Below are 14,577 nucleotides of genomic sequence, written 5' to 3' on the forward strand. Positions count from 1 at the left end.
TATTTCTGGAGAGAATAGAGAGTTTCTATGATAAATGTGTTATCATAGGAACAGGAGGAAACAAAGATGCTCGTTCTCGAATTCAAGGCTTACGCAAAACCAGATCAATTCCAGGGAGTCGATGAAGCGATTAGAATTTGTCAATTCATTCGCAACAAATCGATCCGACTGTGGATGGATGGTGATGCTAAATCTTGGTTCGATCTTTCTAAATATTGTGCGATTTGGGCAAAAGAATTTGACTTTGCCAATAAGTTAGGTGCGATGGCCCGACAGGCTAGTGCGGAAAGAGCATGGGCTAGTATTTCTCGATTCTATGAAAACGTCAAAAAAGGCATTAAAGGCAAAAGAGTTGGGTTTCCTAAATTCCAGAAAGACTGTCGTTCTGTTGAGTACAAAACTAATTCTTGGAAGCTCTCATTCGATAGAAAATCAATCACCTTTACCGATAAGTGTGGAATTGGCAGACTGAAGTTAAAAGGTACTCGCGATCTTAATTTCTATCAACCAGACCAGATTAAAAGGGTACGGTTAGTTAAACGAGCAGATGGATATTATGTCCAATTCTGCATTCAAGTAGACCGATTAGAAACTGTTCCAATGACAGGAAAAACAATTGGATTAGATGTGGGCTTGAAAGAGTTTTATACTGATTCAAATGGTGAAATGGTTGATAATCCGAGATTTCTGCGTAGAGGTGAAACGCGGTTGAAACGTGCCGGGCGTCTTGTAAGTCGGAAAGTCAAGGGTGGGTCAAATCGCCGCAAAGCTAGAGTGATTTTAGGTAAGCGACATCTCAAAATAAGTAGACAGCGTAAAGACCATGCAATTAAGCTTGCCAGGTGCGTAATCACATCAAACGATGTAGTAGTTTATGAAGATTTGAGAGTGTCTAACATGATTAAAAATCATTGTCTGGCAAAATCAATTAGCGATGTTTCTTGGTATCAGTTCAGAGTGTTCTTAGAATACTTTGGGAAAGTGTTTGGTCGGATTACCATCGCGGTAAATCCTGCATACACCAGTCAAGAATGCAGTAATTGTGGGGAAGTCGTTAAAAAATCTCTATCCACTCGAACCCATGCTTGTAAGTGTGGATGTGAAATGGATAGAGATCGTAATGCCGCAATTAATATCCTTAATCGCGGGATAGGTACGACGGGGCACGTCGGAACTTCTGTACTCGATACAGTAAACGCTTAGGGAGATTGGATCTCTGGATCTGGTGCAGCAATGTTCTTGATTTAAGTCCGGTCTAGGATCTAAGAATCACCGTCGCTTGGGCGCGGTGAGTGTCAAGAACATATTTTACACGGTTTGATCGTTCAGACTTTAGCCCTCATTTCAGTGGTTCGATCGCCCAGACTTGAATTCTGATTTTCCTCAATCAAGAACTTAAGATTCCTTACGGGGAATTTTCCCACTCAGGGGTAAGCTGGCGGAAATTGTATTTAGACGCGCCGGGGTGACAAGTAACGCAACTGCTGATATTTGCTGGTTGTGGCAGCTTGACTCTGGGGTGCAAAGCTTTGAAATAGCGAGAGCTCGCGACTCGGTAAGCTAGTTCTTCGTCTTTGCCTTCGGGCCGGGAAAAAGTTTGCAGGTAATTCCACACTAGCAACCGGGGCGGGTCTACTAGGAGTTTCAATGTTTGTCCGTAGTGTTGGGAATCTTGCAACAAGCGACGCCAGGTTTCTGTTGGCAATACTTGCGGGGGTAAGCCGATGTGACAGGTGGCGCAGTTTTCTAGGTAGAGTTGCTGTCCGAGTTGATAGCGTTCGGGGATGCGATCGACAGTGCCATTATCTTCAATAGCAGACACTTGAGCAAGTCGCGCTGGAGTGTTGGAGCTCGCAGTCTGGGCTGCCACCCATCCGCCTCCTGTACAGCAGACAATTATCAACACCAGCAATGTTGAGTAAAGCCCCCGCAAGCCACGAGAGCGATACTTGGGGGGAGTTTCGTGATTCATTCTGTTTCTGCATTCTGCCTGCTAATTTCTGCGGTCTGGAGGAGTTTTTTCCCAGCCCGCATGGATGGGTTTTCTAGATCGCTGGTATGCTCATGCCTTCGCGGGCCAAGCAGCTATTGGCGAATGCTGCCTGCACGTCTGCTTCGACGCGATCGAGAAAATTGTCGTCGTGACCCGGATCGTGGTGAAACATCACGATCTTTTTGACTCCCGCAGCTTTCGCTATTTCTACTCCGGCTTGCCAAGTTGAGTGTCCCCAGCCGACTTTTGGGTTTTTGAAGTCGTAATACTCTTCGTTGGTGTAGTTGGCGTCGTAAATCAGCACGTCTGCGTCGCGAGCTAGGTGTACTACATTTTCGTCCAGCCGATCGGGAAAATGCTCTGTATCGGTGCAGTAGACGGCCGTGTGTCCCTCCCAGGTGACTCGATATCCGATCGCAGTATTGGGGTGATTGAGCAGGGCCGTTTCCACTTTCACATCGTCGAGTTCGAGAATATCCCCTGGCGTCAAATCGTTAAATTTGAGGTCTGACTGCATCACCTGGATGGGGACTGGAAAATTGGGGTGGTGCATTTGATCGGCAAGACGCTGTTTGATTGTAGTGCCGTTGGGGGCGATCGCTCCGTAAATGTGAAAGCAGTTCCCCGGGATAAAAGCAGGAGTAAAGAATGGAAATCCTTGAATGTGATCCCAGTGAGTGTGGCTGAAAAACATATGGGCTTCGACCGGCATTTGTCGCAGCAGGTTGAGGCCCAGAACTCGCAGACCGGTGCCACCATCAAAAATCAGGCGTTTTTTCCCCAGGCGCATTTCTACGCAAGAGGTATTACCTCCGTAGCGAATTGTTTTGCTGCCGGGGGTGGCGATGCTGCCCCGCACGCCCCAAAACTGAACGACAAACTCGGTCAAAGGACTATTTTCCATACTGGCTTTCTGATCGGAAGGCTCTGGAGTGGTTTGAGAGGGTGCGGAATCTGGCATCTTTTTTAGGTTTGGGCGCAGGAACTTGGGAGTTGAGATCTTAGTGTTTAGTTTTTAGTGTTTTGTTTTTAGCAATCCGTACTATAAAACGCTTTATAGGAAACTATCCGAGTACCAAACTCGGAAATCAGACTTACCGAACACTTGGGTTGTTAGAAGCCTCAACCTGTGCGCGATCGGTTGCTGTAACAGATATCACGCTTTAGAGACCATTTTTGCACCCTGTGGGCTGCCCGGCGTGCGGAACTGTCCTGAGATTAAGATAGCGTTGATGTCAGTATTCGGGTAAATTTTCCTCAAAAGTAGAACGCACTCGCCCGCTTGCTGAGAATTTGCGCTTAATCTTACTCTATGACTAGGATTTTTTTCAAGATTGTGCCGGGGGTGGCTCTTTGAGGAATCCCGTTCCGGTGACTGGGGATTCACCAATGATTTTAGATTCTAGCCACCCCCCTCCTCGACTGCACGTCCTAGACGTGGATCGGTTGCATTAAGTTCGGCTTCCTGAATTGTTACTGGGGTTGCAGTCGAGGATGCAGGCGCTTGGAACCTATTTGCGATCGGCTGCGATGCACTTTTCGACTAACGGCATTACTAGATCGACATCTTGCCAACCCAGAATTTCGGTCACTTTTTTCTCCAAATTTTTGTAGGTTCTAAAAAATTCGGCTATTTCGTCCAAGCGGTGTGGGGCTACGTCTTTGAGGGACTTATAGTGAGCGTAACGGGGGTCTTTGTCGGGAACGCACAGCAGTTTTTCATCTCTGTCGCCTCCGTCGATCATTTCCAGCATTCCGATCGGGCGGGCCGCGATGATGCACCCTGGAAATGTGGGCTCGTCCATCATCACCATGCCGTCGAGGGGGTCACCGTCATCGGCTAAGGTGTTGGGTATGAAGCCATAGTCGCAAGGGTATTGAACTGAGGCATAGAGCACGCGATCGAGTGCAAAAGCTTGCATCTCTTTATCAAACTCGTATTTGTTTTTGCTACCGGCGGTAATTTCGATCAGGACGTTAAGCAGTCCTGGTTTCGGCTGTGCCGGAATTAGCGATAAGTCCACAATAATATCTCCACGTTAACAGACGATCGGGGATGAGCGCTAGTTGCCAAACCCCTTTGATAGCATTTTACGGGCGATCGGGATCGATGCTGCACGAGATTGAGACAAAGCTTGGACGGGCGAGACGCCCATCCCACAGAAGATATACTGGACGGGCGGGACGCCCATCCCACAGGTTGAGGGGGGAATGCTTTGTTTGGGCGATCGAGATATTTTCAAATCGATATATTCTGTTTAGGGTCTGCCAAAGTTCTTTTAATTTTCAACCCCAACCACTGGATTAGTTCTGTTGATAACCACTCGATTTCTGATTCAGTTAGTCCTTGATTCCCTCCTAGTCCATATTTTTGGTTGCCGGCTTCAATAGTAATCTGAGAAACTTTGTATCGAATTTCCTCAATTTCTAACTGGCGAAAGTCCTGTCTGGAGGCCGGCTTAGAATGATTCCATCTCAACCCCAGCAGATGGCTGGTATAGGAGATTTGCTGGCGATCGATCCTGAAACGCAATTTCCGAAATAGTGCAAACAGAAACATTACTGCTACTGTAGCCAACCAAATTATTGATATTATATGAAATATCCGAGCCCAGTTACTAAAAACTCCCAATAATGGTAAACTCCCAATAACCCAAATCGAAAGCAGGGCTATTGAACCAAAACCGACTCCCTGGGGCGGAATTACAATTTCTATAAACTCCGAGGTTTTTGTGAGTTTAATATCGCTGCCTGACGGCTCCAATACCTTAGGAGTTTTGTCGGTCGCGCGGGGATTTTTGAGCGATCGCCATGCTTCCTTAGCCGAAGATAAACGTTTAGACAAACTCGGTTCTGTCATCCACTCCAGCCAATCTATTAAATCTGGGTTGAGATGCACTGCGCGATCGGCAAATTGAATTTTCAAATCCTGCTGCGACAGTTCAGTGGGATGCAAACCCGTTACTAAATAAATTAAAGTTGCACCTAAGCCATACAAGTCAGAAGCCGATACCGATCGCCCGCCAAATTGTTCCGGTGCCATATATCCATAAGTTCCCACTACTGTAATTGTACCGCCAAACTTTGCAGCTTGGTTCTGCACCGAACCAAAATCAACTAAATAAACTTGTCCGACCGAATTGCCGGATCTGCTGTGCAGTAAAATATTACTGGGTTTAATATCGCGGTGAATAACAGGCGGATTTTTCTTGTGCAAATAATTCAAAATTTCTAACAGCGATTTAGCTAATTCTTTAACCTCGGTTTCGCTAAAAGTACGTCCAGCTTTTAAATGCTCCTCCAAAGTTTTTCCTTTTACATAAGTCTGTACCAAGGCAAATCCTTTGCTGTTAGGTTCATCAATTTCTAGGTAGTCGAGGTAGCGTGGAATTCCTGGGTGAGAAAGTGCTTTTAACGTTTCCGCTTCCCGTTCAAATAGCTTGAGGTCTTGCCATTCAAAATCGCTACCGAGGAATAGCTGTTTGATGATAACTAATTTTTTAGTTTGCAAATCGCGAGCCAGCAGGGTTTGGCGGCCGGTTTGTTTTCCCAGTTGTCGCTGCACTTCGTAGCGTTCTGCTAATAGTTTCGCCGTCATATTTTTTACCTTAATATTAACTTGAGTTAAAGCCAAAGTTATGTAGATTTAGTTTCGTGACCTCAATCAGATTTACTTTATATAAATTTTAAATTAGAGCTCACTTTCTTGCTGATACCACCGGGCAAAATACTTGTTATTTACCTGCATTAACAGTATTACAATTATCGACAGTAAAAACGCCCAGAAAATTTTATAAGTTCCACCCGAACGTAGTATCATCTCCGTCAAGACGATGTTTATCGGAATACTGAGTACGATACCAATTGTATTTAAAACTTGTTGGTGAAGTTTGGGATTAGTTAGGGGGAAAAACCACAAGCGCGTCACGATTCCTACAATGATGCCGTTCCCCAACCACATCCACAAGTTGAGAAAAAAGCTCTCGGTTGGTGGGTGAAATAGATCAGAATATAACAGAGTCGGAATAAGCATAGGGACGTGAGTAGCTAGAAAAGCTAGAATTCCCGTGAAAGTGCTGCGCCAAATCGCATTCCAGAACAAACTGAAGGTACTCACCCTTATTCCCTGTTTCAATGTCGTGGAATATTTATTGATTTGCTGTGGTTTTTCGAGAACTTCTTTTGCCATCTCGACTGAGGCGGGACGCTTTTCTAAACTCGGATGCGTCAGCCACTTCAGCCAGTTGGTAAAACCGGGACTTAATTGGGTAAATTGCTCGAATTCAATCTGCAAATCTTTTTGCGGTAAATCGGCTGGATGCTGCTTGGTAATTAAGGCGATTAATGTGGCTCCCAAGCCGTACAAATCGGAAGCGGGAACTGCTCTCCCGCCAAATTGTTCTGGCGGCATATAGCCGTAGGTTCCGACAACTGTAACTGTTTTTCCCTGTTGCGTTGCTAGGGTTTGAACTGCTCCAAAATCGACGAGGTAGACTTCACCGACGCTGTTTCCCGATCGATTTTTGAGTAAAATATTGCTCGGTTTAATATCGCGGTGAATCACCGGGGGCTGTCGCTGGTGTAGGTAGGCGAGGATGTCTAGTAATGCTGCGGCTAATTGTTTGACTTCGTTTTCGCTGAAAGTGCGGCCGTCTGAAAGATATTCTTGGAGGGATTTGGCTTCGATGTAAGTCTGAACTAGGGCGAATCCTTTGCGGCTGGGTGTGTCGATTTCAAAGGAGTCGAGGTATTGGGGAATTGCCGGATGGGAGAGGGATTTTAAGGTTTCGACTTCTCTCTCGAACAGTTTTAAGTCTTCCCAGTTAAAGTCGCTGCTGAATGAGAGGAGTTTGACTACTACTTGCTGTTGGGTTTCTAAGTCTCGGGCGAGCAGTGTTTGTCGTCCGGCTTGGTTGCCGAGTCGCCGATCGCACTTATACCGATTTCCTAATATTTCTCCTAACAAATCCCCGATGTTTTGTCCGCTCATGTTCACCTGCCACTGAAGCGATTGAACCCACCTTAGCTGGCCAAGCTGCAATTGTCTGCACTTGTTTAAGCGATTTAGATCGAACCTGGTGGTATCGCAATTAATATTACCCACACTCAGGAAACGACACGTCCAGTTTCCCTAGGATCGATCGGGCTAGGGAAACGGCATTGCCGTTTCCTCCTAGCGAGCTCAGAGTGATTGTTTTGGAGTACGAACGCCGCACGATGCCTTGTCCGACATTGCTACGGCAAAAAACTTTTTTTTGCCAAAGAACCAGCGCCTTTAAACACCATAAAAATGCCCCTGATTCAAGCTTAAATTTAACGTTGAATTTGCTTGTAAATTGACTGCACTACATCTAGCATGGTCATGAGTTGGTGCCATTCGGGAGCGTCTGGTTGGTAGCTTTTCGCCCGCTGAGTTTTTAAACTCTGGTGCAATAAATTCAGCAGCGTCTCTGGAGACTGAAACGAGTTATCATCTTCATCTTTTGGGCTGGAGGCTGCATTTTCTATGGTTTCTTTGATGCTTTGTGCCTTATCTGCCAGACTCAAAGCTCTGCCCGCCATGTTTTCTGGCATTTTTGGCCGTTCCGACAAAGACTGGCGGGTCAGTTCTTCGAGCAGTTGGCGGACTTGAGCCACCCATTCGAGATCGTTTACCGAAAACGAATCAGATTTAAACCCTTGGCCCTGTGGTCTTTGCTGAATGCTTTGTAATTTTTGGAGCAGGGGGAGAGACTTTTGAGTGATGTTTTCGGGGATTCTGGGGATATCTGACAGCGAGCTGCGGGCAATCTCTAGCAATAGTTGGTAAACCTGATCTACCGACTCAATATCTCCCGATTGCGAATTCCAATTATCCATAACTGATGCTAGTAGTTTTCTATATCTAAGACTAGAACGTTAGCTTTCTGCTGAAAGCAAGCTGCTTTTAGGAGGCGCCAAAGTTATTAAGACTTACGGGCGCGGGGTAAAAAACCCGGTTTTTGAGTGGATGTTAGGTCGCCTTTGCCCCAGATTTTTCTTAAAAACTGGGTAATGCTGGCGCAAGTCCTAATTTTTTTTGGAAGCTCTTCTGAAGGTAGAAGTGCTGTGTTTGTTGTCGCCAAACACCGCACAATGCGGGTATCTGGCGGTGGCGAGGCAAGCGATCCCAAGTCCGGTTATCTAACAATCATACCTGCTGGAGCTGATTTAAAATTGCCCCAACAGGATATTAAGGTTAATTGATTGGAGGGGAGGTGCACTCCCGATCGCGGCCCCGTCCGCACCGGGTACCGCTGCTATTTTTCTTTGAGATTCCATACGCCGTCCCAGTTTAGTACGTCGGGAGGGCTGAGCTTATATAACCCGCAGCGATCGACGTGCAGTTTAGCTGCCTTGTTTTTGGGTTCAATGTCCAGAACAAGGTTAAATTCGCGTTCTGCGTCTCTAAAAGCTTGCTTGGCTTTTGGTTCTAAGACTTTCTTAAACTCGCTGAGGAGTTTTTTGACGCGATCGAGTCCCAGATTTTCAAATTCCTCCTCTAACATTTCTACAACTGTCTCGGAGGCTTTAATTTTAATTTTAGCCTGCAATAGCTGCCTGATCTGTGCGGGTTTCAGCCTTTTAATTTTAGGATTTGATGGTTCTAAGATGTCTGCTTCCAACAGTTTTTTAACCTCGCCCTCTTGCAAGGATTGAATATCGTCTGCTGATAGCTGCTTGATTTTGGCTTGCAGCAACATTTTGGCTTCATCTTCCGAGAGGTTTTTGAGACCTTCCAATTTCAACAGTTGGATTTCTGGCTGCAACAGCACGATTAGTTTATCTGCTTCAGACAGATTTTTGGGATCGTACTCTGACAGCTTTTTGAGTTGATATAACAACTTCTTTAGTTCGTATTCCAACTGTTCCTCGACACTGTAGGAAAGTTTTTTGATTTCTGTCTCCGGCATTTGGGCGACATCATCTAAGATATTTTTCACCTCACTGTCAGATAGTCTGTGAGTGACTGGCGTTTTGTAATGTTCGCGACCCTTATTATAATGTTCTACAACTTGTTGCTGTTTTTCGGTTAGTGACTTGCCAATGGGCGAGTATCCTTCTTTGATGCCGACGAGTTCGTAAATGATAACTGGTTCGCTTTTGCCTTTGACGGTAATGAAGTCGAGTTCCCGCACGTAGACTCTCTCGTGATAATGTTTGTAGGTATTGTCACTAATAATTAAGTCAGTTCCGTACTGCTTGCTGGCGCCTTCTAAGCGAGAGGCGAGGTTGACGCCATCTCCTATAGAAGTCAATTCCATGCGTTTACTTGAGCCAATGTTGCCACTGACAACTTGATCGGAATGTATGCCCATACCAATACTGATGGGCAACTCACCATTAGCTATACGATCGAGATTGAATTTATCGAGTTCTGCTCGCATTTTCACTGCCGTTTGCATCGCGCACCAAGCATGATCTTCTAGGGGCGCCGGAGAGCCGAAAACTGCCATCAGAGCGTCGCCGATGTATTTGTCGAGAGTGCCTCCGTACTCGAATACGACATCTACCATCACTTCAAAATACTTGTTGAGCATCACCACCACTTCTTCAGCTTGCAATTTTTCCGTAAGTGTGGTGTAGCTGCGAATATCTGAGAACAGCACCGAAACTTCCTTGCGCTTGCCGCCCAATCCTGTATCCCCTGAAGCTAACAGCGCTTCGGCTACTTCTGGGGTCATGTAACGGTACATCAAGTTTTTGACTTGCTTGGCGCTGCTAATATCTTCCATGACGACTAACGCGCCGTTGACTTTGTTGGGATCGGTAGCATCGGTCATTGAGTTGATCGAGAGATTGATACTCTGCGATTTTCCTTCACAGGAGAGCAAAATTTGATCGGGGTAATACTGCTGGCGATCGTTATCGTCTTCTGGAGACAAAGACGCATCAAACCACTTGGCAAAATCGCCTTTTTCTAACTTAATTAACTCGCGCAAAGATTGGCCTTCTGCTAATTCTGCCTCGCTGACACCGAGTAATTTTTGGGCGCTGGGATTTGTCGCAACTATATTGCCTTTTTTATCTGTAGAAATCACGCCGTTAGTCAGGGCGTGCAGCATATCTTTTTGTCTTTGTTCTTGCTGTTTGACTTCTGCAAACAGTTTGGCATTTTGCAGGGCCACTCCTGCTTGGATGTTAAACGACTGCATAAAGTCCAGGTCGTTTTTATTGAAACTCGCTTTCCACTGTTCGGGGGCGTGAGGCCAATCTGCCGGGTTGTAGGGCGGGAATTCTCCTTGTCGTTTTTTGTTGACTAACTGCGTAACTCCAATCAATTTGTTGTCGGAGTTAAACACTGGCATACACAGCATACTGCAAGTGCGGTAGCCTGTTTTTTGGTCTGTTTCTATGGCAGTTTTGGCGCGGGGGTCGTCGTACACGTCAAAGGGAATCAGCAGCGGTTCGCCGGATTGGGCGACGCTGCCTGCAAAACCCGCTGTTCTAGGTATGGAAATTTTTGTCAGTATGCCTTCTTTGTTGGGGAGTTTCGTCCACAGTACATCTTTATCTTCGTCGATCAGCCAGAGGGTGCTGCGATCGGCATTCATGAGTTTTTTGGCCTGATCCATGACCCTTTTAAGGGTATCTTCTAAGTCGAGACTGCTCTTAGAAAGAGCGTTTACGGCATTCATCAGCGCTTCGGCTGCCCGCTGTCTCTGGGTTGCTGCGTAGAAAGATTTGGAGGATTCTAGAATTAGGCGAATCGAGGGAGAAAATTCATTGAAAACTCGTTCGTCTTCTTCGGTGAATCCAGCCCTGTCGATTTGTTGGTCTAAACTAGCGTGATTTTGGTGATCTGCTTTTAGTTTGTTAATCAGTTGAACGACTGCTACTAACTCCTCTGTTTCTTCCTTTAGCAGGGGCATTGCCAGCATTGTATAAGTGCGGTAGCCCGTTTTTTCTTCAACTTTTTTGGCGTTAGCCGATCGCGAGTCGTTGTAAAAATCGTAAGGGATGTTAACCACTTTTTTCTCGGTGGCTACTTCTCCGGCGATGCCCACGTGGGCGGGAACTCTGATTTCTATGCTGTTGCCATTTTCGTCTTTAGCGACTTTCGCCCAGAGTTCATTTTTGTCGTCATCTAATAAAAATATCGTAGTGCGATCGGCATTGAGCAATTCCCCTGTTTTGAGGGTAATCGACTGCAACATATCGTTGAGGATAGCGTCAAATCCCTCGCTCTCCAGGATGTTATCGAGCATTCCCAGGGTTTGATTGACAACCTTAAGTTTTTCTTCTACTTCCTTAACTGCTGCTACGGAACTTTCCTTATTTAGGTGAGCAAGAATGTTTGTGACTCCTTGGCGCGGGATAATTGCACTGCTGCTGGTAGGGGCAGGGGCAGGGGCAGCCACAGGTTCGGGTTCGGGAGGAGGCGTAGGGGTAGAGTAGGGTTGATTATTTTCACTGCTGATAGGAGTGACATCTATCACGTTGTCGAGAGAAGAGTAATTTGTGGAAGATGCAGGAGGATTCATAGACCTTTACAGAAGCTTAAGTGTAAGGGTTAGTCTAAGCTAGGACAGCGGGCAAGTTCATCTTTTGAGTCAGACAGGTCGCACAAGACTCAAGTAGGTGTGAAACTATTTCCCAGTTTACAGAAGTCCGAGCCTAGAGCAAGGGAGGTTCAGTTGGCATTGCTGCTCAACTGCTAGTAATACGGTAAAGCCACGGTGTGATTGCTGGAATCTTTTTAGAGATTGTGAATGGTGTTTTAATGGTTTATCGAAAATTTGGGTCTAAAACCCCGTCGTTCTACGACGGCTTTTGGTAGAATTGTACCAGTGGTAAAGGTAATCAACCACTTAAAAAACCTTGCTGTCGAAAGACGAAGTGCCCAACAAGAGACAATTGAATCTATGCGGTTCTGCTGCATTGTTCTAGCTTCCTCCTGGCAGCAGGTAAAAGATTCACAGGAACACTGGCGATCGGGTTTTGAAGCATATTTGTTTCAAGGTAAACAGGACTTGCAGCAATGCAACTAGGGTAGGGCATACCCGAAGTAACGCTTGGGGAGAGTTTCACCTCTGGCGCGAGACAACGCAAGGAATCTAGGTTAAGCGATCTCGGTGAGCCAAGAATCTCCGTGCGTTCACGCCGGAGAGTGTCAATAACTGATTTTGGCATTGTGCGCCCGCTTGAATTAGGTTTGCCGGCGTTGCAGAGATCGCCCGCAGGAACAGGAATGCGTGTTGCGGGACTGCTGAAAAAGGGATGGCATTGTAGGACTAGCCGCAATTGTGACACCACCAGTTGTTGGTGATATGTGCCCTTCTGTACACAATTGTGGTTTTTAACTAGAATTTCTGTCAATTTTACTGCTATACCCTTGAACGCCTAGACTAAAGTCAGGGGCTGTGAGCTTTTTTTGTAAGATTTGCGGTTGTTATTTTCAGTGTAACCTCCGACTCGGAAAAAAAGTCCGCCTTTTGACCCCCCGATCGCCCGGAGGGTCAGATTAAGTTTTGAAGAACTGAGTTTGACTCCGTTCGATCGTCGGTTGTCCGTTGCAGTTTTTTTGCAGTTTTGGGCATTGAAACTGGTTTTTTAACTCTCCATATTTCCTTCAAACCGTTTGGGAGACTCGGAACGGTGAGTAAAAGGAAGAGCAAGAAGACTTTCGTTATCGATCGCCATGAAGTCAGAAGACTTAGACAGCAAGCTCGATCGCGATTCATATTTTACGTCAAGTTAGGTGGATTTACTGACAACAGTATTTTCGATTGGCGATGCGGGAGCAATGCTGCTACTTTGAGGGTTTGGCGGACTGACTTTGGCGCAATCCGGCGGCTTCGACGAGTAGCGATTCGGCAAAGGCGATCGCCTCTGTGGCCGATCGACCGCTGGCGAGTTGGGCGAGCTCTTCCCGGCGCTGCTGGCTGTTGAGAACGGCAACTCTGACTACAGTTCGTTCGCCCGATTCGGAGTTGGCTGCTTCGCCGATACTTGATTCTGCTGCGATCGTCTGTTTGTTGACGCGAAAATGACAATCAGCCATCGCGGCGATTAGCGGCTGGTGGGTGACGCACAAAACTTGGTGTTTGTCGGAGAGTTGATAGAGCTTTTTGGCGATCGCACCGGCGACTCTCCCGGAGACTCCGGCATCGATTTCGTCAAAAATTAGGGTTCCGGCGCTTTCTATTTGGGAAAAACAGGCTTTGATGGCGAGTAGAAAGCGGCTCATTTCTCCCCCGGAGGCGATCGCCCCTAAAGGTTGCAGCGGTTCCCCCGGGTTGGGGCTGAAACAAAAGGCAATTTGGTCGGCACCGGTGGCGGTTGGGCTACAGGGCGAGATCTCGACTTGAAATTGGACTTTTTCCATGGCTAAGGGCTTAAGTTCTCCCACGAGGTGGGTTTCGAGTTTCAGGGCTGCTTCGCGCCGCAGGATGGTGAGGTGGCTGCAAGCATCTTTTAATTGCTCTAGAGCGGTCTGATATGCGAGTTCTAAGGCTTCCATTGACTCGCCTCCTTTTAAAAGTTCGTTTAGTTCGTTTTGGATGCTGTGGTAGTAGGCGATCGCTTCTGAGAGCTGCCCGTATTTGCGGCAAATTTGTTTGAGTTCGCGAATCCGATCTTCTACTTCTTCGAGTCTTTCGGGATCTGCTTCTAATTGTTCGCCGTAGCTGCTAATTTGGCTGCTGGCTTCTGTGGCTTGGGCTAGGGCGTCGCTGACCATTTCTAAAATTGGTTGCAACTGGACATCGTAGACTACCATGTCGTTTAAAATTTCCTCGGCTTTGCTCAACAAGTCGGCGGCTGAGGCGCTGTCGCCGTCGTTTTGGTAAAGGGCCTGGTGAACTCGGTAACTCTGCTGCTGCAATTCGACGACGTGGCCCAGACGGATTGATTCTTGTTCTAGCTGTTCGAGTTCCCGGCCGTCTTCGATGTGGGCTTCGCTAAGTTCTCGGACTTGGTATTCTAACAAATCCAGTCTTTGCAGCCGCTGCTGTTCCGACTGACGCCTGCGGTTGAGGGCGGTTTTGGCGCTGGAAGCCCCCAGCCAAGCGGCGGTGATTGTCGATCGGGCTTGAGTGAGTTTTTTGCCACCGTACAAATCCAGCCATTCTCGCTGGAGAGTTTCTTGGCCGAGATGGACGGTTTGGCCTTGGGCCGTAATTTCCACAAGCCGATCGCGCAGTTGCTCCATTAACTGGCGGTTGACGAGAATTCCGTTCAAACGCGATCGACTCCGCAAAGCACCGCTAGATACGTTAATTTCCCGGCTGCAAACGGCTAAATTGCCATCTATGGGTTCGATTTCTTGCTCGCCCAGCCACTTGGCGGCGGATGAGTCTAATTCAAAGGTAGCTTCCAATATTGCCCGCGTTGCTCCGGTGCGAATTGATCGGCGATCGACTTTCCCGCCCAAAACTGCATCGATCGCATCTAAGATAATCGATTTGCCAGCCCCGGTTTCCCCTGTAAATACGTTCAAACTCGGGCCAAAGTCTAGATCCAGGCGGTCAATTAGGGCAAAGTTTTCTATTCTGAGGGATAGTAACATGGGGAATTGGGAATGGGAATGGGTAATTGGGAATTCTAATTTTCAACTACAATAC

Annotated in this window: 12 protein-coding genes; 3 read left to right on the forward strand and 9 right to left on the reverse strand. The window is 46.9% G+C overall.

The features are described from left to right. The first annotated feature begins 66 nt into the window (after positions 1-66). A complete protein-coding gene (locus tag QZ918_RS02395; protein WP_293152453.1) occupies positions 67-1,203 on the forward strand; it encodes an RNA-guided endonuclease InsQ/TnpB family protein in 1,137 nt (378 codons plus the stop codon). A 202-nt stretch (positions 1,204-1,405) separates the two neighbouring features. Here the strand turns inward: QZ918_RS02395 and QZ918_RS02400 are convergent, their stop codons facing one another. From QZ918_RS02400 to QZ918_RS02430, 7 genes are all read right to left on the reverse strand, one after another. After that, entirely contained in the window at positions 1,406-1,972 is a 567-nt protein-coding gene (locus tag QZ918_RS02400) for a diheme cytochrome C (RefSeq protein WP_293330632.1), read from the reverse strand. Positions 1,973-2,045: 73 nt separating this feature from the next. Continuing rightward, the gene (locus QZ918_RS02405; protein WP_293330635.1) at positions 2,046-2,954 is read right to left on the reverse strand and encodes an MBL fold metallo-hydrolase; all 909 of its coding nucleotides are present in this window, start codon (positions 2,952-2,954) and stop codon (positions 2,046-2,048) included. A 550-nt stretch (positions 2,955-3,504) separates the two neighbouring features. Then, positions 3,505-4,017, reverse strand: coding sequence for an inorganic diphosphatase (locus QZ918_RS02410; protein WP_293152463.1), 513 nt, complete (start codon positions 4,015-4,017; stop codon positions 3,505-3,507). A 39-nt stretch (positions 4,018-4,056) separates the two neighbouring features. After that, positions 4,057-4,236, reverse strand: a complete 180-nt coding sequence (locus QZ918_RS02415) for a hypothetical protein (RefSeq protein ID WP_293330638.1) — start codon at positions 4,234-4,236, stop codon at positions 4,057-4,059. Then, on the reverse strand, positions 4,233-5,591 hold the full coding sequence (locus QZ918_RS02420; protein WP_293330640.1) for a serine/threonine protein kinase: 1,359 nt from the start codon (positions 5,589-5,591) through the stop codon (positions 4,233-4,235). Before QZ918_RS02420 ends, QZ918_RS02415 begins: the two co-directional genes overlap by 4 nt. A 93-nt stretch (positions 5,592-5,684) precedes the next feature. After that, entirely contained in the window at positions 5,685-6,983 is a 1,299-nt protein-coding gene (locus QZ918_RS02425; protein WP_293330642.1) for a serine/threonine protein kinase, read from the reverse strand. 323 nt (positions 6,984-7,306) lie between these two features. Continuing rightward, positions 7,307-7,852, reverse strand: coding sequence for an inorganic pyrophosphatase (locus QZ918_RS02430; protein WP_293330644.1), 546 nt, complete (start codon positions 7,850-7,852; stop codon positions 7,307-7,309). A gap of 174 nt (positions 7,853-8,026) precedes the next feature. On the opposite strand from QZ918_RS02430, the gene QZ918_RS02435 reads away from it, so the two are divergent. Further along, a complete protein-coding gene (locus QZ918_RS02435) occupies positions 8,027-8,218 on the forward strand; it encodes a hypothetical protein (RefSeq protein ID WP_293186847.1) in 192 nt (63 codons plus the stop codon). A 53-nt stretch (positions 8,219-8,271) separates the two neighbouring features. On the opposite strand, the gene QZ918_RS02440 is transcribed toward QZ918_RS02435, so the two are convergent. Further along, a complete protein-coding gene (locus QZ918_RS02440) occupies positions 8,272-11,496 on the reverse strand; it encodes a GAF domain-containing protein (protein WP_293330647.1) in 3,225 nt (1,074 codons plus the stop codon). Between the two features lie 255 nt (positions 11,497-11,751). On the opposite strand from QZ918_RS02440, the gene QZ918_RS02445 reads away from it, so the two are divergent. Next, positions 11,752-12,003, forward strand: a complete 252-nt coding sequence (locus QZ918_RS02445; RefSeq protein ID WP_293330650.1) for a hypothetical protein — start codon at positions 11,752-11,754, stop codon at positions 12,001-12,003. Positions 12,004-12,764: 761 nt separating this feature from the next. Here QZ918_RS02445 and recN read toward each other — a convergent pair. After that, positions 12,765-14,522, reverse strand: a complete 1,758-nt coding sequence (gene recN / locus QZ918_RS02450; RefSeq protein ID WP_293330653.1) for a DNA repair protein RecN — start codon at positions 14,520-14,522, stop codon at positions 12,765-12,767. Positions 14,523-14,577: the final 55 nt, after the last annotated feature.

The sequence above is a fragment of the Microcoleus sp. CAWBG58 genome, from assembly GCF_020883045.1.
Taxonomy (GTDB): Bacteria; Cyanobacteriota; Cyanobacteriia; order Cyanobacteriales; family Microcoleaceae; genus Microcoleus.

Bases quoted from the DNA above. Each gene is read 5' to 3' on its own strand.
- QZ918_RS02435 (WP_293186847.1), top strand. From the start codon at position 8,027: ATGCTGGCGCAAGTCCTAATTTTTTTTGGAAGCTCTTCTGAAGGTAGA.
- QZ918_RS02400 (WP_293330632.1), bottom strand. From the start codon at position 1,972: ATGAATCACGAAACTCCCCCCAAGTATCGCTCTCGTGGCTTGCGGGGG.
- QZ918_RS02440 (WP_293330647.1), bottom strand. From the start codon at position 11,496: ATGAATCCTCCTGCATCTTCCACAAATTACTCTTCTCTCGACAACGTG.
- QZ918_RS02395 (WP_293152453.1), top strand. From the start codon at position 67: ATGCTCGTTCTCGAATTCAAGGCTTACGCAAAACCAGATCAATTCCAG.
- QZ918_RS02430 (WP_293330644.1), bottom strand. From the start codon at position 7,852: ATGGATAATTGGAATTCGCAATCGGGAGATATTGAGTCGGTAGATCAG.
- QZ918_RS02405 (WP_293330635.1), bottom strand. From the start codon at position 2,954: ATGCCAGATTCCGCACCCTCTCAAACCACTCCAGAGCCTTCCGATCAG.
- QZ918_RS02425 (WP_293330642.1), bottom strand. From the start codon at position 6,983: ATGAGCGGACAAAACATCGGGGATTTGTTAGGAGAAATATTAGGAAAT.
- QZ918_RS02420 (WP_293330640.1), bottom strand. From the start codon at position 5,591: ATGACGGCGAAACTATTAGCAGAACGCTACGAAGTGCAGCGACAACTG.
- recN (WP_293330653.1), bottom strand. From the start codon at position 14,522: ATGTTACTATCCCTCAGAATAGAAAACTTTGCCCTAATTGACCGCCTG.